Annotated in this window: 17 protein-coding genes; 10 read left to right on the forward strand and 7 right to left on the reverse strand. The window is 61.7% G+C overall.

Going from position 1 to position 15273, the window contains the following annotated elements; all coding sequences use genetic code 11:
- Positions 1–9: 9 nt before the first annotated feature.
- Positions 10–546: a chromate transporter gene (locus PQR54_RS30345; protein WP_408252212.1), complete on the forward strand. Its 537-nt coding sequence runs from the start codon at positions 10–12 to the stop codon at positions 544–546.
- On the opposite strand, the gene PQR54_RS30350 is transcribed toward PQR54_RS30345, so the two are convergent.
- Positions 543–1457 (reverse strand): LysR family transcriptional regulator, encoded by a 915-nt coding sequence (locus tag PQR54_RS30350; RefSeq protein ID WP_408252214.1) that lies wholly within the window; start codon positions 1455–1457, stop codon positions 543–545. The two genes, PQR54_RS30345 and PQR54_RS30350, sit on opposite strands and share 4 nt — an antisense overlap.
- 232 nt (positions 1458–1689) lie before the next feature.
- Here PQR54_RS30350 and PQR54_RS30355 point away from each other — a divergent pair, with 232 nt between their 5' ends.
- Genes PQR54_RS30355 through PQR54_RS30370 form a run of 4 tightly spaced genes read left to right on the forward strand, consistent with a single transcriptional unit; the run spans position 1690 to position 5480 of the window.
- Positions 1690–3033 carry an MFS transporter gene (locus PQR54_RS30355; RefSeq protein ID WP_408252216.1) on the forward strand — a complete coding sequence of 448 codons (1344 nt, stop codon included), beginning with the start codon at positions 1690–1692 and terminating at the stop codon, positions 3031–3033.
- Positions 3034–3040: 7 nt separating this feature from the next.
- The gene (locus PQR54_RS30360; RefSeq protein WP_408252218.1) at positions 3041–3781 is read left to right on the forward strand and encodes an SDR family NAD(P)-dependent oxidoreductase; all 741 of its coding nucleotides are present in this window, start codon (positions 3041–3043) and stop codon (positions 3779–3781) included.
- Positions 3778–4629 (forward strand): sugar phosphate isomerase/epimerase family protein, encoded by an 852-nt coding sequence (locus PQR54_RS30365; RefSeq protein WP_408252220.1) that lies wholly within the window; start codon positions 3778–3780, stop codon positions 4627–4629. The genes PQR54_RS30360 and PQR54_RS30365 overlap by 4 nt, the downstream gene beginning before the upstream one ends.
- Entirely contained in the window at positions 4626–5480 is an 855-nt protein-coding gene (locus PQR54_RS30370) for an amidohydrolase family protein (RefSeq protein WP_408252221.1), read from the forward strand. The genes PQR54_RS30365 and PQR54_RS30370 overlap by 4 nt, the downstream gene beginning before the upstream one ends.
- Before the next feature lie 40 nt (positions 5481–5520).
- Here the strand turns inward: PQR54_RS30370 and PQR54_RS30375 are convergent, their stop codons facing one another.
- Genes PQR54_RS30375 through PQR54_RS30385 form a run of 3 tightly spaced genes read right to left on the reverse strand, consistent with a single transcriptional unit; the run spans position 5521 to position 8377 of the window.
- On the reverse strand, positions 5521–6291 hold the full coding sequence (locus tag PQR54_RS30375; protein WP_408252223.1) for an ATP-binding cassette domain-containing protein: 771 nt from the start codon (positions 6289–6291) through the stop codon (positions 5521–5523).
- Positions 6291–7292 carry an ABC transporter permease gene (locus PQR54_RS30380; protein WP_408252225.1) on the reverse strand — a complete coding sequence of 334 codons (1002 nt, stop codon included), beginning with the start codon at positions 7290–7292 and terminating at the stop codon, positions 6291–6293. The genes PQR54_RS30375 and PQR54_RS30380 overlap by 1 nt, the downstream gene beginning before the upstream one ends.
- On the reverse strand, positions 7289–8377 hold the full coding sequence (locus tag PQR54_RS30385; protein WP_408252227.1) for a sugar ABC transporter substrate-binding protein: 1089 nt from the start codon (positions 8375–8377) through the stop codon (positions 7289–7291). Before PQR54_RS30385 ends, PQR54_RS30380 begins: the two co-directional genes overlap by 4 nt.
- Positions 8378–8835: 458 nt before the next feature.
- On the opposite strand from PQR54_RS30385, the gene PQR54_RS30390 reads away from it, so the two are divergent.
- Positions 8836–9609 carry an enoyl-CoA hydratase gene (locus PQR54_RS30390; RefSeq protein ID WP_408252229.1) on the forward strand — a complete coding sequence of 258 codons (774 nt, stop codon included), beginning with the start codon at positions 8836–8838 and terminating at the stop codon, positions 9607–9609.
- A 65-nt stretch (positions 9610–9674) separates the two neighbouring features.
- Here PQR54_RS30390 and PQR54_RS30395 read toward each other — a convergent pair whose 3' ends face one another.
- Entirely contained in the window at positions 9675–10106 is a 432-nt protein-coding gene (locus tag PQR54_RS30395) for a MarR family winged helix-turn-helix transcriptional regulator (protein ID WP_408252231.1), read from the reverse strand.
- A gap of 284 nt (positions 10107–10390) precedes the next feature.
- Here PQR54_RS30395 and PQR54_RS30400 point away from each other — a divergent pair, with 284 nt between their 5' ends.
- The 4 genes from PQR54_RS30400 to PQR54_RS30415 all read left to right on the forward strand — a co-directional run bounded on the left by PQR54_RS30400 (position 10391) and on the right by PQR54_RS30415 (position 13209).
- On the forward strand, positions 10391–10864 hold the full coding sequence (locus tag PQR54_RS30400; protein WP_408252233.1) for a VOC family protein: 474 nt from the start codon (positions 10391–10393) through the stop codon (positions 10862–10864).
- 76 nt (positions 10865–10940) lie between these two features.
- On the forward strand, positions 10941–11429 hold the full coding sequence (locus tag PQR54_RS30405) for an SRPBCC family protein (RefSeq protein WP_408252235.1): 489 nt from the start codon (positions 10941–10943) through the stop codon (positions 11427–11429).
- Between the two features lie 65 nt (positions 11430–11494).
- A complete protein-coding gene (locus PQR54_RS30410; protein ID WP_408252237.1) occupies positions 11495–12709 on the forward strand; it encodes a mechanosensitive ion channel family protein in 1215 nt (404 codons plus the stop codon).
- A 155-nt stretch (positions 12710–12864) separates the two neighbouring features.
- The gene (locus PQR54_RS30415; RefSeq protein ID WP_408252238.1) at positions 12865–13209 is read left to right on the forward strand and encodes a DUF190 domain-containing protein; all 345 of its coding nucleotides are present in this window, start codon (positions 12865–12867) and stop codon (positions 13207–13209) included.
- A gap of 82 nt (positions 13210–13291) precedes the next feature.
- On the opposite strand, the gene PQR54_RS30420 is transcribed toward PQR54_RS30415, so the two are convergent.
- Both PQR54_RS30420 and PQR54_RS30425 read right to left on the reverse strand, forming a co-directional pair.
- Positions 13292–14605 (reverse strand): MFS transporter, encoded by a 1314-nt coding sequence (locus PQR54_RS30420; protein WP_408252240.1) that lies wholly within the window; start codon positions 14603–14605, stop codon positions 13292–13294.
- A gap of 145 nt (positions 14606–14750) precedes the next feature.
- Entirely contained in the window at positions 14751–15182 is a 432-nt protein-coding gene (locus PQR54_RS30425) for a VOC family protein (protein WP_134463011.1), read from the reverse strand.
- Positions 15183–15273: the final 91 nt, after the last annotated feature.

The raw sequence follows: 15273 nt of genomic DNA on the forward strand, positions 1-15273 counted from the left end.
CCACATCACGTGTCCAGAAATCTCATCGCTCTGTTTTCGGTTTTTGCGCCGCTTTCGATCGTGACGGTCGGCGGCGGGCAAGGGATCATCGCCGAGGTCCAACGGCAAGTCGTCGACGTGCATCACTGGATGACGCACGCCCAGTTCCTGAGCGACTTCGCGATTGCGCGCCTCGCGCCGGGTCCCGGCTCGCTGCTGGCCACGTTGATCGGCTGGCAGGTCGGCGGCTTTGGCGGCGCGCTCGTGGCGACGCTGGCCTTATTCGGGCCAACGGCGTTCCTGATGTGCGGTGTCGTGCACGTGTGGAACAGGCATGAAGGCGCCCGCTGGCTGAACGCATTGCAGGCGGGTCTGCGGCCCGTTGCCACCGGTCTGATTCTCGCTGCCGTCTACGTGTTGATGAAACAGCTCGATGGCGGCTGGATAGCGTGGCTCACCGCGGCAATCGCGACGGTGCTGGTGATGGCGACTCGAATCAACGCGTTGGTGTTGATAGCGGGCGGCGCCGGGTCGTTTGTCGTGCTGCACTTCGTGGGCTTGCTCTAGTCCGGCAGCGACGCGCCCGAAATCTGCCGGTCGATGCGTTGCGCCTGCTTGTAGACGGCATGCATCAATAGCGCCGTATTGCGGGAGGGCGGCGAAAACTTCGAATAGACAAAGGTCGAGACGAGTTCGAGTTCCTCGATCAGCGGGCGGATGATCAAGCCCTGACCTTCGGCGGCGAACTCGTCGACGATAGCGAGCCCGAGGCCGCCCTTCACCAGCGCCAGCGCCTGGTCCGCGCGCGTGACATCCACCACGGATTGCAGTTCTACATTCGCTTGCTGGCATGCGCGCGCGATCATCGTGCCGAACGGAATATCGCGCCTGAAGAGAACCATGGGCTCGCCAACCAGCTCGGCCAGCGCAATGGGCTCATGGGAGGCCAGACGATGAAGCGGCGGCACGACGCAGACCATTCTGCCGCGCATGAACGGCACCACGTCGAGGTGTTCGTGTTCGATCGGCATCGACGTGACCGCCACGTCGACGGCTTTGCTCAGCACTTCGAGCGGCATGTCGGCCATCAGGGTGGTGTGCCAGTCCACGCTCAGCGCCGGCAACTGCCGCTTCAACTCGACGATGGCGGGCGCCACGATCGACGTCGCCAACGACGGACTGCAGGACACCCGCAACAGGCTCGCCGGCCCGAGCGCCAGCGCCCGTGCGAATTCGTCGACGCTCAGCGCCGCCTGATAGACCTGCTCCACTTCCCTGAATAGCGCCTGCGCTTCCGCTGTCGGTATCAGCCGGCCTTTCGTGCGTTCGAACAGGCGCAAGCCTAAGGTGGTTTCGGTGTGGGAGATGAGTTTGCTGACGGCCGGCTGCGACACGTAGAGCATCTTCGCCGCTGCGTTGATCGAGCCGGTCAGCATGACCGCGCGAAACACTTCCATCTGCCTGAGCTTGAACCGCATGCATCCTCCAGAACGCGTAGCAGGAGATCTTAACCAAAAGTTATAGGGTAGCTGAAACTCGGCATACGACAAGCTTGCGGCACCTATCTAGTATCTGCTCAACGGGAGCCCGTCTCCCGCATTACGTAACGCGCACCAGCCGCATGACCCGAAATGCTCGCCAGCCAGGCTGCGGGGTGAGGGCGCAGGGCGGCTCGCGAAGCGCGCCACAAGAAGACAGGATGGAGACACGATGAATCAGGCAACTCAGTCTGGAGTCGCGGCAATCGACGTTGCCACGACCGCGCGGCGGACCCGCGCCCGCTTCGGCATACTCGCGCTGCTGGCGGTCGGCACGATGATCAACTATCTGGATCGCAGCGTCGCCGGCATTGCCGCGCCGAGCATGAGTCACGAACTCGGCTTGAACCCGGCGCTGATGGGCGTGATCTTCTCGGCGTTCTCATGGACGTACACGGCTTCGCAGATTCCCGGCGGCGTGATGCTCGACCGCGTCGGCACCCGGTGGACCTACTTCTTCGCGCTCACGCTGTGGTCTCTTTTCACGGGGTTGCAGGGGCTTGCAACGGGTTTCGTCTCGCTGCTGATCATGCGTCTCCTGATCGGCATTGCCGAAGCGCCGTGTTTCCCGACCAACAGCCGGGTGGTCGCGATCTGGTTTCCGCAAAGCGAGCGCGCCCGCGCAACCGGCATCTATACGTTCGCGGAATACGTCGGCCTGGCTTTCCTGAGTCCGTTCCTGTTCTGGCTGGAACAACGTTATGGATGGCGCGCGTTGTTCGGCATCGTCGGTACGGTCGGGGTCGTGTTCGGCGGCATCTGGCTCATGCGCTTTCACGAGCCGCATCAGTCGAAACAGGCGAATCGCGCTGAACTCGATTACATCGCGGATGGCGGCGGCGTAGTCGACGGCAGCCAGCAGGCCACGCACTTTCGCTGGTCCGACATCGGCGCGCTGCTCAAGCGGCGCAGCATGCTCGGCATCTGTCTCGGCCAGTTCGCCTGCAATTCGACCAATGTGTTCTTTCTGACGTGGTTCCCGACTTACCTCGTGACCGAGCGCCATATGCCGTGGCTGAAGGTTGGACTGATCGCGGTGCTGCCGTTTATCGCCGCGTCGGTGGGCACACTCGCGGGAGGCTGGATCTCCGACGCCATGCTGCGCCGGGGCATCTCTCTGAACTGGTCGCGCAAGCTGCCGGTGATCGCGGGCCTGCTTGCCGCGTCGAGCATCGTTCTGGCGAACTATGTCGAGTCGACCGCAACCGTCATCGCGATTCTTTGCGTTGCCTACTTCGCTCAAGGGATGTCGGCGCTTGCGTGGATGATCGTCTCGGACATCGCCCCGAAAGGTTTGCTCGGTCTGAGCGGCGGCATCTTCAACCTGTTCGCCAACGCAGCGGGAATCGTCACGCCGCTGGTGATCGGCCTGATCGTCAACGCGACGGGTTCGTTCGTCTACGCGTTGGCCTTCATCTCCGCTGTCACGCTGGTCGGCGCGCTCTCGTACATCTTTGTGGTCGGCGATATCAAGCGCATCGAACTGCAAGACGGCATTCTTCAAGCAAAGGTATAAATCGAATATGACTCGCTCTCTCGACGGGAAAGTGGCCATCGTCACGGGCGCTGCGCGTGGCATCGGTCTGGGCATCGCGCAAAAGCTGAAAGCGGACGGCGCACGCGTGGCAGTGTGGGATCTGAGCGTGAACGACTGCGGTGCGCAACGGCTGGGCTTCACGCCCGACCACGTTCAGCAGGTGGACGTCGCCGCCATCGACTCGGTCGAACAGGCCTTCGCGGCCACGCTCGAACATCTCGGGCACGTGGATATTGTGGTGAACAACGCGGGGATCAACGGGCCGGTCGCGCCGTGCTGGGAGTACCCGGTGGATGCGTGGCAACGTGTGATCGCCGTGGATCTGAACAGCGTGTTTTACTGCTGCCGCGTCGCGATTCCGCATATGCGCGCGCGTGGCGGCGGGCGCATCGTCAACGTGGCGTCGATTGCCGGCAAGGAGGGCGTTCAGTTCATCTCCGGTTACTCGGCGGCGAAAGCAGGCGTTATCGCGTTCACCAAGGCGGCCGCGAAGGAACTGGCGAAGGACAACGTGCTCATCAACTGCGTCGCGCCGGCGATGGTCGAAACCGAACTGTTCAGCGAGATGTCCGACGCGCATATCGAGGCGAGCAAGGCCAAGATTCCGATGGGCCGCTTCCTGCAGATCGAAGAAGTCGGCGCGATGGTCAGCTGGATCGCGAGTCCCGAATGCAGCTTTACGAGCGGCTTCACTTTCGATCTGACCGGCGGGAGGGCCACGTATTGAGCGCGCCGACAGAAGCGCCGAAGCTCGCGGTCGCGCATCTCACCGCGTTGGAACTGGCCCCGCTGGAATGGGTGACGCAGGCGGCGCGCGCGGGATTCGATGCGGTGGGGCTCAGGCTGAACCCGACCTCCGTGGATGCGATCGCGTACCCGTCCGTCGTGGGGAGCGACGCGCATCGCGCACTGCGGCGCGTGCTTGCCGACGAGGGCATGGCGGTGCACGACGTCGAGTTCATTCCGGTGCTGCCCGATATCGACGTCGCGTCCTATGCGCCGATGTTCGACGCAGCGGCCCATCTTGGCGCCCGTTGCGTGACGGTGTCGGGTGACGATCCCGACGCCGCGCGGCTTGCGGCCAACCTCGCGGCCCTGTGCGAACTGGCCGCGCAATATGGCTTGCGAGTCGATCTGGAGTTCATGCGCTGGCGCCAAGTCGGCACGCTGAACCAGGCACGCTCGATGGTCGAACGAGTGGGCCATGCCAACCTCGCGATTCTCGTCGACGCGTTGCATCTCGCGCGCTCGGGCGGCAGCCCGGCCGACGTTCGGGCATTGCCGGTGGGGATGGTGCGTGCCGTGCAGCTTTGCGACGCGTCGCGACACGCGCCGGTCGGCGACGACGCGACAATCCTCGAAGCGCGAGCCGGCCGTCTACCGCCGGGCGAAGGGGTCTTGCCGCTCATCGACTTGCTGGATGCGCTGCCTGCCGGCACGGCCTTGGGCGTGGAAATGCCGTTGCCGTCGCTGCCCGCGAAGGACCGGCTCGAACTTGCCTACAGAAGCACGCGCGCTATGCTTGAAGTTGCGCGCCGCCGCCGTCACGCATCGCTCGGAGAGTCGCATCAATGAATATCTTCGATGAAGAGAAGATCGACTGCCACAACCATGTGTTCGACCCCGCACGCTTTCCTTATCGCGCCGACACGGCGTACCGGCCGTCGATGCAGGAGATCGGCACCGCTGCGCAGTTTGCTCACGTAATGGACGCATGCGGCGTGCGGCATGCGTTGCTGGTCGGACCGACAAGCGGCTACCGCACCGACAATCGCTGCATGCTCGATGCCATCGCGCGTCATGGCGATCGTTTCAAAGGCATCGCCGTGGTGGACAACGACGTGAGCCGGGCAGCGTTGCTGGAGATGAAACGCGCGGGCGTGGTCGGCGTTGCCTTCAATCCGGCGATGGAGGGCGTCGAACGGATGAGCGATGCCGATGCGCTCTTCAACACGCTGGCCGACCTCGATATGTTCGCGCAGATCCAGGTCACGGGCGATCAGTTGGTCGCGCTCGAACCGCTGCTCGGGCGCACTGCGACGCGCGTGCTGATCGACCATTGCGGCCGCCCCGATGTCGCGGCCGGCTTGAACCAACCCGGCTTCCAGGCGCTGATGCGTCTTGCCGATACGGCGCGTACCGTCGTGAAGATTTCCGGGTTGCAGAAATTTTCGCAGCTCGAGTATCCGTACGAAGATGCGCAGATTTTCGCGCGGCAGATTCTGCGTACGTTCGGCGCGGATCGCTGCGTGTGGGGTTCGGATTGGCCGTTCCTGCGCGCGCCCGCGCGAATGGATTACGCGCCGCTGCTGACGTTGGTCCAGCGCCTGATTCCCGATCCGGACGAACGTCGACGCGTTTTGTGGAGTACGCCTCGCAGATTGTTCAGCTTCGGCGCTTGCGAGCGCGGCGCGGCCATCGAGTGAGAGCTTCAGGAGCGGAGGCGGTAGATCGGCGGCGCGGATATCAGTGCGTCGCCGACCGCATTGCCCGATATTCGCGTCGCACGATTTCCATCAGCTCCTCCACTGACGTGCTGGCTGCCTCACGCTGATAAGTCACACGTCCGCGTTGCATGAGCATCACGCGGTCCGCAATGTCGAGTGTCTGCGCGTAGTTGTGCATGATCATGACGATAGACAGGCCGCCTTTCGCCTTGAGCCGAAGGATCAGGTCGATGATGAGTCCCGCCTCGCGGGCGCCCATCGCGGCGAGCGGCTCGTCGAGCAGCAGAATCTTCGCATTCGAATTGACCGCGCGCGCAACCGCGATAGCCTGCCGCTGCCCGCCCGAAAGCTGCTCGACCGGCAGATCGACCGAGGGCACGTGCACGCCGATTTCTTCAAGACATTCCGCGGCGCGCTCGCGCATGGCGCGATTGTTCAACAGCCGGAATGGCCCCGGGCGGATGATCTCCCGATTCAGGAACATGTTGTGATAAATACTCAGCGAATTGGCGAGCGCCAGATCCTGATAGACGCATTCAATGCCGAGTGAACGGGCGTGATCGACCGAGCGCAGCATCGTTTCCTCGCCGCCGACAAAAATCTTGCCGCTCGTCTGCTGATGAAAGCCGGTCAGAATCTTGATCAGCGTCGATTTGCCCGCGCCATTGTCACCGAGTACGCCAAGAATCTCGCCCTGTTTCAGCGCCAGCGAAACGCCGTCGAGCGCGGTGACCGCGCCGAAACGTTTGACTATGTCTTCGCCGCGCAGCGCCGCCAGCACGTCGGACATTACAGCTCCCCCTTGCGTGCGAGACGAACCACGTGGATGTTGAAGATCATCGCGCCGAGAATCGCCGCGCCGAGAATCATGTTGAAGGTGAAGGCATTGATGCCGATCAGCGTGAAGCCGTCGTTCAGAATGCCAAGCACCGCCGCGCCGATCAGCCCGCCTATGATCGTGCCCGATCCCCCGGCGAGGGGCGTACCGCCAATCACGGCAGCGGCGACGGCAAGAAACATGATCTGGTTGCCGCCTGCTTGCGGATCGATCGACGTGATGCGGAAACCCTCCAGAATCCCGGTCAGTCCGGCGAGCAGCGCGGCAAGAACGAAGTTGCCGAGCTTCAGGCGCCTGACCTGGATTCCCGCCTCGCTCGCGCCTAGCGGATTCGCGCCCGACGCGATCGTATGCAAACCCCAGCGTGTGTGGCGTAGCAGCACGTGCATGAAGGCCGCAATGGCGAGCGTCCAGATGATTTCGCTGTAGCCCCATTCGCCCATGAATGCCGCAAACGCTGAATTTTCCGGTGGCGAAACCGGCGTGCCTCGTGAGATCGTCAGCGTGAGGCCGTTCACGAAGAACAAGGTGCCGAGCGTCGTCACGAACGAAGGGATGCGCAGGTACACCGTCACCGCGCCATTGATGAGCCCGACGATGCCTGCGGCCACCAGCCCGGTGAGCATCCCGAGCCATGGCGGCAAGCCCGCCTCGATGGCGAAATGCATGATGAAAGGCGCGAACGCAAAAACCATCCCGGCGGAGAGATCGATCTCCCCGCCGATCATCAGCATGATTTCGCCGAAGGCAATGATCGCCACTGGCGCGATGAACTGCGAGAGATTCTGCAGACTCGCGCCGGTCAGCAGAAAGTCATGGTTGACCGTCTCGAAGTAGATGCAGAGGATGAGCGCCACCGCGAAGATGCGGATCTCGCTGGAACGCCCGAGCGCGCCTGACCAGCGCCTCGGACGCTTGGCGGGTTTCTGGGCGTCCGTCACGGAAGACGTCACCCTTTGATCGCACCCGTGCGTGGCACGATCTGGGCTTTCGTACTCTTGCCTTCATATCGCGTCGACGTGTTCAGGTACGGATCGACCGTACCCTTGGTGACGAACTTCAGACCCGTATTGACGTTGGCCGGCCCGACAAGTCCGCCGGAGGCGAGAAAAGTGAAGGCCTGGACCACGGTATAAAAACCCTGCACGTACGGTTGCTGGTCGATCGTGAAATCGAGGAAGCCCTCGTTGATCAGATCGACCGTGCGCGGCAACAGGTCGAAGCCGCCGCCGTGAACGCCTTTGGACGGCAGGTTGGATTCCTTCATTGTCACGGCGACGCCCTGGGTGCTGCCCGCGTCCACCGCGAACATGCCTTTGAGATCCTGGTGGCCGAGAAAGAAGGATTTGATCTTCGAGAGCTCTTCGTTGACGGTCGCGCCCGTGGCGATGGTCTGCACGTCGATCTTCTTGCCCGATTTCTTGATTGCAGCCACCGCGCCATCGAGCCGGGGCTGAATGTTGAGCTGGCCCGGCGTGGCGATAAAGAGCGCGACGAGGCCGCTATCGATCAGGCTCGCGATCCGCTCGCCCATCTGATAACCGGACAGATAAAGATCCTGGCCGATATACGCAAGGCGCGGATTCGTGGAACCCGAAGGTGCGTCGGCGTTGTAGGCGAACACGGGAATGCCGGCGTCGAGCGCGGCCTGGATGGGTTTGTCGAATGCCTTGGGATCGACGATCGGTACTGCGATGGCGTCGGCTTTTGCGGCAATCGCCGCGTTGACCGCATTCACCATTTCGCCGATGTCGGCGTTGGCCGAGCCGGTCCATTGATAGTCCATGCCCAGCAAGGCGGTCGCGTCCTGAATGCCATATTGCGTGGGCACAAAGAACGGATTGGTCGTGACATGGTTGACGAACACGATCTTCCATCGTTTGTGCGCCGGAAACGAACCGCCTTCCGCCGCCTGGGCCGACGAGATCATCCCGCCCATTCCACCCATCAGCGCCAGTGCTGCGGACAGGCCTGCGCCCTGCAGCAATCCGCGACGCATGCCCTGTACTTCGTCTTTGTCTTCCTTCGATTGCGCCATCTCAGTCTCCCGTCTCTCTGTTGTAGAACGTTTCACTGGTTGTAACGGCGCAGGCAGGAAAAGCTCCGGCAAGACAGGCGCCGGAGCCGGGCACCTTTCGGAATGCCCACGTGCACGCGCGTACGCATGACTACCCCTCGAAAATGCTATATCACGTACTTTTGGCTACTAATCGATGTATACCCTTAACTATTTTTTACCCAACGTTTCGGGGCGCTGACAAACCAATTATTGGGATCTGCGGCAAGCAATGCGCGTTTTCGAAAGCTTGCCGGCGTTCCGGAATGCGGTGCACGGCCTCACGCTGCACTGTAACCGCCGGTTCTTCCACTCGACGCCGTCAAGTTTACTTCGCATGCGAATATTATATACTTCGCATGCGAATATGTTGATGCATGCGAATCTGCCTAGGCATGCATATTCATAGATGGCCTGAGCAAATCTTTGGAGATGAGGCAATGATTCCAGAAGTGAATGTAGAACTCGCGAATGGCGTGCTGGCCGTCACGATCTCGCGGCCCGGAAAAATGAACGCCATAACGAACGCAATGTATAGCGCGCTCGCGGATGCCGTCGAGCGGGCCAATGTCGACGATGACGTTCGCGCATTATTGATTCAGGCAGATGGGGACACGTTCACAGCCGGTAACGACCTCGCGGAATTCGCCGCGCAGGCTGCCGGCGACGGTCCACAGGAGCGTCATGTAGTCCGCTTTCTTCGAGTTCTGGCGGAAGCGAGTGTGCCTGTCGTCGCTGCTGTCCAGGGCAAGGCTGTCGGAATCGGCACCACGATGCTGCTTCATTGCGACTACGTGCTGTTATCCGAAGACGCGCAATTGATGACCCCCTTCGTGAATCTGGCCTTGGTTCCCGAAGCCGCCTCGAGCTACCTTCTGCCGCGCCAGATCGGACATGTCAGGGCATTCGAAATGTTCGCGCTCGGCGAGCCGGTTCCGGCCGATGCCGCGGTTGCCTGGGGCATCGCCAATCGGTTAGTCCCTGTTGCGGAACTGCGCGCGGAAGCACGGCGGATTGCCGAGAAAATTGCTACTAGGCCCTACGGATCACTGACAGCAACAAAACGCCTCATGCGCGACGCAGAGCGGCTGACAGCACAGATGGACCGGGAAGGCGTCATATTCGTGGAGCGGCTGGGCAGCGCGGAGGCGAAGGAAGCATTCCTGGCGTTTGCTCAAAAGCGCCGGCCGGACTTCACGAAGATTCCGCGCTGATAGGCGTGGCGTACCTTGCCGAGCAAAACGGCGGCGCGGCGCCGCCGCCGTGCGCACGTGCCGCTTTACGCGGCTTCCTCGTCGATGTCGGGAAACTTGTCCTGCAAACTCGTCAGCCAGCGCGCCACCACGTCGATCTCGGATTCCGTAAAGCCCTCCGTCAGTCGGGCATTCACCTCGGCAAGCCCCGACTTCGATCGCTTGATTGCGGCGCGTCCGGCGGCCGTTAGCCAAAGTCGCGACGCGCGCCCATCGAATTCGTCCGAATGGCGTTCCAGGAGACCGGCCCGCTCAGCTCTGTCGACCAGTCCGCTCATTCCCGGCGCCTTGAGATCGAGCGCCGCGGCGGCCTCGCTCGTGAGCGCTCCATCGTTTTTCCCGAGAAAGAACAGCAGTCCCGCCTGCGCTGCTGTGACTCCGCCCGCGGCTGTCCGGGACTGCCAACGATGCAGGCGCTTCTGGCCCACATTGAGCAGATATACGAGCCGATGATCCATGTTTAACCTCACCTGTTGCGCTCCGGGGGACAGCGCACTCTTATTGGGATTTAGTTCGTGTACGAACTTTTATCTTAGCATAAACCCTGGCGACGAAAGCTGACGGTCGTGTGGTGAGTACGGCCGCGGACAACAGGTCAACCGGGCTCATACCGTACAGCGGCACTCATAAAACACTGAACTTTTGCGTGCTGGCATGTCGATTTCAATGGTCTTTCTTCGTCGTTTCAATGGCAGCATGCGGTTTGTCTTCGCATTCGGCCACCACTGAAAGGAGATTTGCCATGACGATTCAAAAGATCACGCCGTTTCTCTGGTATTCCACGGAAGCTGAAGAAGCCGCTGCGTTCTATGCGGGTATCTTTCCAGACTCACGCGTTATTCGGGTCACTGCGGTGCCGGGCGCCGGCTCCACCAAGGTTGTCGAATTCGTTCTCTTTGGGCAGCCCTTCTACGCGATGAGTGCCGGGCCACTCGATCCGTTTAACCACTCGATCTCCCTGATGGTCAATTGCGGCGATCAGGCGGAACTCGACCGTTATTGGAACGCGCTTCTCGAGGGCGGCGGTTCGCCCGAGGAGTGCGGATGGCTGAAAGACCGCTTCGGCGTCTCGTGGCAGATCGTCCCAACCGATATCCTCGACATGTTGGCCGATCCGGATCCAGTCAAGGCCGGCCGCGTTATGGACGCCGTGCAGAAAATGGTGAAGCTCGACATCGCCACGTTGAAATCCGCCTATTCGGGGACGAAGAACTAACGCTGCTTCGCCCGTGATGGCAAGCGCCGCGAGCATCTGCCAGAATCTCTCGAAGAATACGAAGAATGGAGGCAGCTTGCGCACGGTCGAATACCGTTTTTCCACCGTTTGGCGTCTCGATGCGCCAGTGCAGGACGTGTGGGCGGCAATCCAGGATTCGGCGCGCTGGCCGGAGTGGTGGCATAACGTCGAGCGCGTCGACCAGCTGGAGGCGGGTTCAGACGAGGGCGTGGGTGCCGTTCAACGCTATACATGGAAAGGCTGGTTGCCTTACCGCCTGGTGTTCGACATGCGGGTGACGCGCGTCGACCCCTTGATCGCGCTGGAAGGGGAGGCCAGCGGCGACGTCGAAGGCGCCGGACGGTGGAGTTTTTCGACCGACGGGCGCAACCTTACCGTGGTTCGCTATGACTGGTGCGTGCATACGAACCGCGCATGGATGAACGCATGGGCGCCGTTGCTGCGACCGGTTTTCCAATGGAATCACGATGCGGTGATGCGCGAAGGCGGCGCGGCGCTGGCGCGGCGGCTGGACGCGCGGCTGCTTGGCATTGAGCAGGGATAAAACGTAAGTAGCGGGCGTCGTGAATCGCTGCGGCCGCGCCAGGTTCGCCGGCAATGGGAGAAACCATGTTCGACAATGCGCTGCGTATCGAAAGCGGACCAGACTGGCATCAGTTCCACGTCTATACCGACAGCGAGTTCGTCGCGATACTGCTAGTCGTGGGGCTGCTGGTCGCGATTCTGCTGGCCAGCACGATCTGTTACTACGTGACGCGCTCGTTCATGCTGTTGATCGTCAGCCGCCTCGCGCGCCAGGAACGGCACAAGTGGCTGCGAGCCGCCGAGCGCCACAAGGTCTTTCATCGGCTCGCGCCGCTCGTGCCCGCCGCAATCGTCTACGCGGCAGGCCCGCTGCTTTCCGGCATCACATTCCCGATGATCGCGGCGCTCGGGCATCCGCTGTCGGTGCTGGCGGCCTGCTACATGGTGTACACGGTGTTGCGCGCCGCGCTGGCGTTCCTTGACAGCGTCAGCGAGCGCTACAGCCACTTCCCATCCGCGAGCGAGCGGCCGATCAAGAGCTTCCTGCAGATCGCCACCATCGTGCTCTATGTGATCGCGCTGATCGCCGTGATTTCGGTGTTGCTCGAGCGCTCGCCCGCTTACTTCCTCACGGGTCTCAGCGCGATGACCGCGCTGCTCATCATCATTTTCCGTGAGACGCTGCTCGGCTTCGTCGCAAGTATTCAGCTCGCCGCCTACGACATGCTGCGGGTGGGCGACTGGATCGAAGTGCCCGGCTTCGTCGCCGACGGCACGGTGATCGACATTGCGCTGAACACGATCAAGGTGCAGAACTTCGACAACTCGATCGTCATGGTGCCGAGCTACGTTTTGCTGACGAACGGTGTGAAGAACTGGCGTGGCATGACCGAGTCGGGCGGCAGGCGCGTCAAGCATTCGATTCATTTCGACGCCGACACGGTTCGCTTTCCCGACGAGGCGCTGCTCGCCCGGCTGCACAGCGATATCGACCCGCCGCTCGCGGCATTCGCGCCCGACGGCGCGCAGCGCCGCACGAACCTCGGCCTGTACCGTCTCTATCTGAGCGCGCATTTTCGCGCTCATCCGGCGATCCGCCACGACATGCCTGTTGTGATTCGCCAGGTGCAGTCCAGCCAGCCCGTCGTCGCGCTGGAGATTTTTCTCTACGTCGACGAAACCAGCTGGGAGCCGTACGAAAACCTGCAGTCGGATATGCTGGACCACGCTTATGGGCTGGTGCCGCTGTTCGGCCTGCGCTGCTGGCAACCGGAATACCTGGCATCCCGGCAGCCTTAGCTGGCGGTAGTTCTGCCCGGCATCTACACTTATTTCATACCTTGGCTGAGACGATGCCAACGACTGCGCCGAACCGGCGACGCTAGTGTTGCCGCGTCCAACTCTCGACTGACAGGGATATCGACAGCGATCCAGCGCGGACAGGAGACACCGACATGAACGGCTATCAGGTCACCTTCTTTACTCAACAGGATCGCCGCCATCACGGCAAGCCGCTGGCCGACTGGCTCGTCCATCTTGCGGGCGAACTCGGTTTGCGCGGTGCAACGGTGATACCGGCCTGCGAAGGAGTCGGCCAGCATCACCGCATTCACTCTGCGCACTTTTTCGAGTTGGCGGACCAGCCTTTATCCGTCGTGATGGCGATGACGAGCGACGAAGCCGACCGCTTATTCGACCGGCTGCGCGCCGACGGCGTGCATCTGTTCTACGTGAAGACGCCCGTCGAGTTCGGCGTGATCGGGGATAACAACGGCAGCGGCAACGCTGCGAAGTCTTAGCCTACGATTTAGTGCGCACACTCCGCGAGGTTCGACGCGTTTTACTCGTCGCTAACCAACATGCGTCGACCAGGCGGCGCGTTCAATAAGCATCCATCTGCGCCGCAAAACCGCCGGCTTCTTTCGCTTTTGCATCGGGTTCGCCGAGATAGGGACGGTCGGGGCGAATCCAGTGCGCGGCAATCGGCCCGAGCACGAGAAAGAACATCGACAGCGCAAACACTGGTTGCCACGAATGCATCGTATCGACCAGCCAGCCGACCAGCGGCGGCGACACCGATGCCGCTATGCCGAGCCCCGTGTTCATGATGCTGCTCGAGGTCGCCGCGTGATTGGGCGCGAGATCCATTGCGACGGCCCACAGCGGCGCGGTGACCAGTTCGGAGAGAAACAGCGCGGCAGCCAGCGAGAGCGCGGCGAGCGTCGACGACGTGTGCAGGAACATCGGCACGAAGAACACAATCGGTGCGAGAAAACCCACGGTAATCAGCGTTTGACGCGAGCGGCGAATGTTGCCGGTCTTCTTCAGCATCAGATCGCTGAGCGAGCCGCCGAGTGTGGTGCCGACTACCCCGCTTAGGAAAATCCCCGAACTGAAGATAGCCGAATGCCGGATATTCAGGTGATACGCCTGCGCGAAAAACGACGGCATCCAGTTGAGAAAGAACCACAGAATCCAGCCGTGACAGAAGCTCACCACCGTAGCCGGCCAAAGCGCCCGCAAGAGCGGCGGCCAGCGCATCGGCACGCGTGTCTTGCCGAGTTTGGCGGGCAGGCGAGCGATGTCCTGAGGCGTGATACCCGGATGATCAGCGGGATTGTCGCGGTAATACCAGACCCATAGCACGACCCACGCGAGACTCGCCGCACCGAGCACGATAAACGCGATGTGCCACGAAAACGCGGTGATCAAACCGGCGACGAGAATCGGCGTCGACGCGTTGCCCAGGCGCGCGCAGGCATGCGTGATGCCTTGCGAAAAGCCGCGCCGCTCGGGTTCCATCCACGCGGTCAATGCGCGGGCCGACGCCGGCACGATCGGGCTTTCACCCAACCCGACGACGAAGCGCGCGAGCAGCAGCGTCCCCAGTCCGCCGGCGAAGCCGGTGAGGAGCGTGCCTAGACCCCACAGCACGCCGCATACAGCGAGCATTTTGCGGGCGCCGAGACGATCGCCGATAAAGCCACCTGGAATCATCGCGAGCGCGTAGGTCAGCGCAAAAGCGGAAAACACGATGCCAAGCTGGGAATTGCTCAGATGCAGATCGCGACGGATCGCGAGAGCCGCAGTGGAAATATTGGTGCGGTCCACATACATCAGGAACGACATGATGCACAGGACAATCAGTACGCCTGTCGTCGCGGAAAAGCGGTTGCGGCGGCGGATCGATTCCATCGTGTCTCCTCCTTGCGACTACGCAACGGCACGTGCCGTTGCGTTTGGTGTCGCGGCGCCGCGGGGATCGCCCCACGTCGCCGTACGTCGAATAGCTCGCTATTGAATTGGTGTAATGCGAGCTGAAACGCGAACCTGAGTGTACTTACTCGAGCACTTCGCCGTGTACGCCGGCGGCGAGCGTCTTCTTTTCCCAGCGCTCCATGGGCACGACTTCCGCAACCGGGCCGTTCGGCGAACGGAATTTGACCGGCAGATGACCCGGCGCCGTCAGGATTTCGCCGCCGTTTTCCTTGATCTGCGCGATGAACGCGTCGAGGTCTTCCACTTCCATGCCGATGTGGTGAATGCATGGCGCCGGGCCGGCGAAATCGGCTTCGTCGGAATCCGATTGCTCATAGTGAATCAACGTCAGGTCCATGTAACCGTCGGTCAGGTGATGCGAAATGTGGTCGCCGTTCTTGCCCTTGCGACGCACCGTATTCACGTGCTTATAGCCGAACACGTTCTCATAGAACGCGCGTTCCTTTTCGACATCTTCAACCTTGAATGCAATGTGCTTGATGAAATTCGGCATGGCTCATCTCCTCTGATGTTAAGCGCGCGTGGTTGCGCGATGAAGATCAGTCTAAGACGACATCTCGTCCTCGTCAATCGAATCATTCGAA

The organism is Paraburkholderia phytofirmans (assembly GCF_046028095.1).
Taxonomy (GTDB): Bacteria; Pseudomonadota; Gammaproteobacteria; order Burkholderiales; family Burkholderiaceae; genus Paraburkholderia; species Paraburkholderia phytofirmans_A.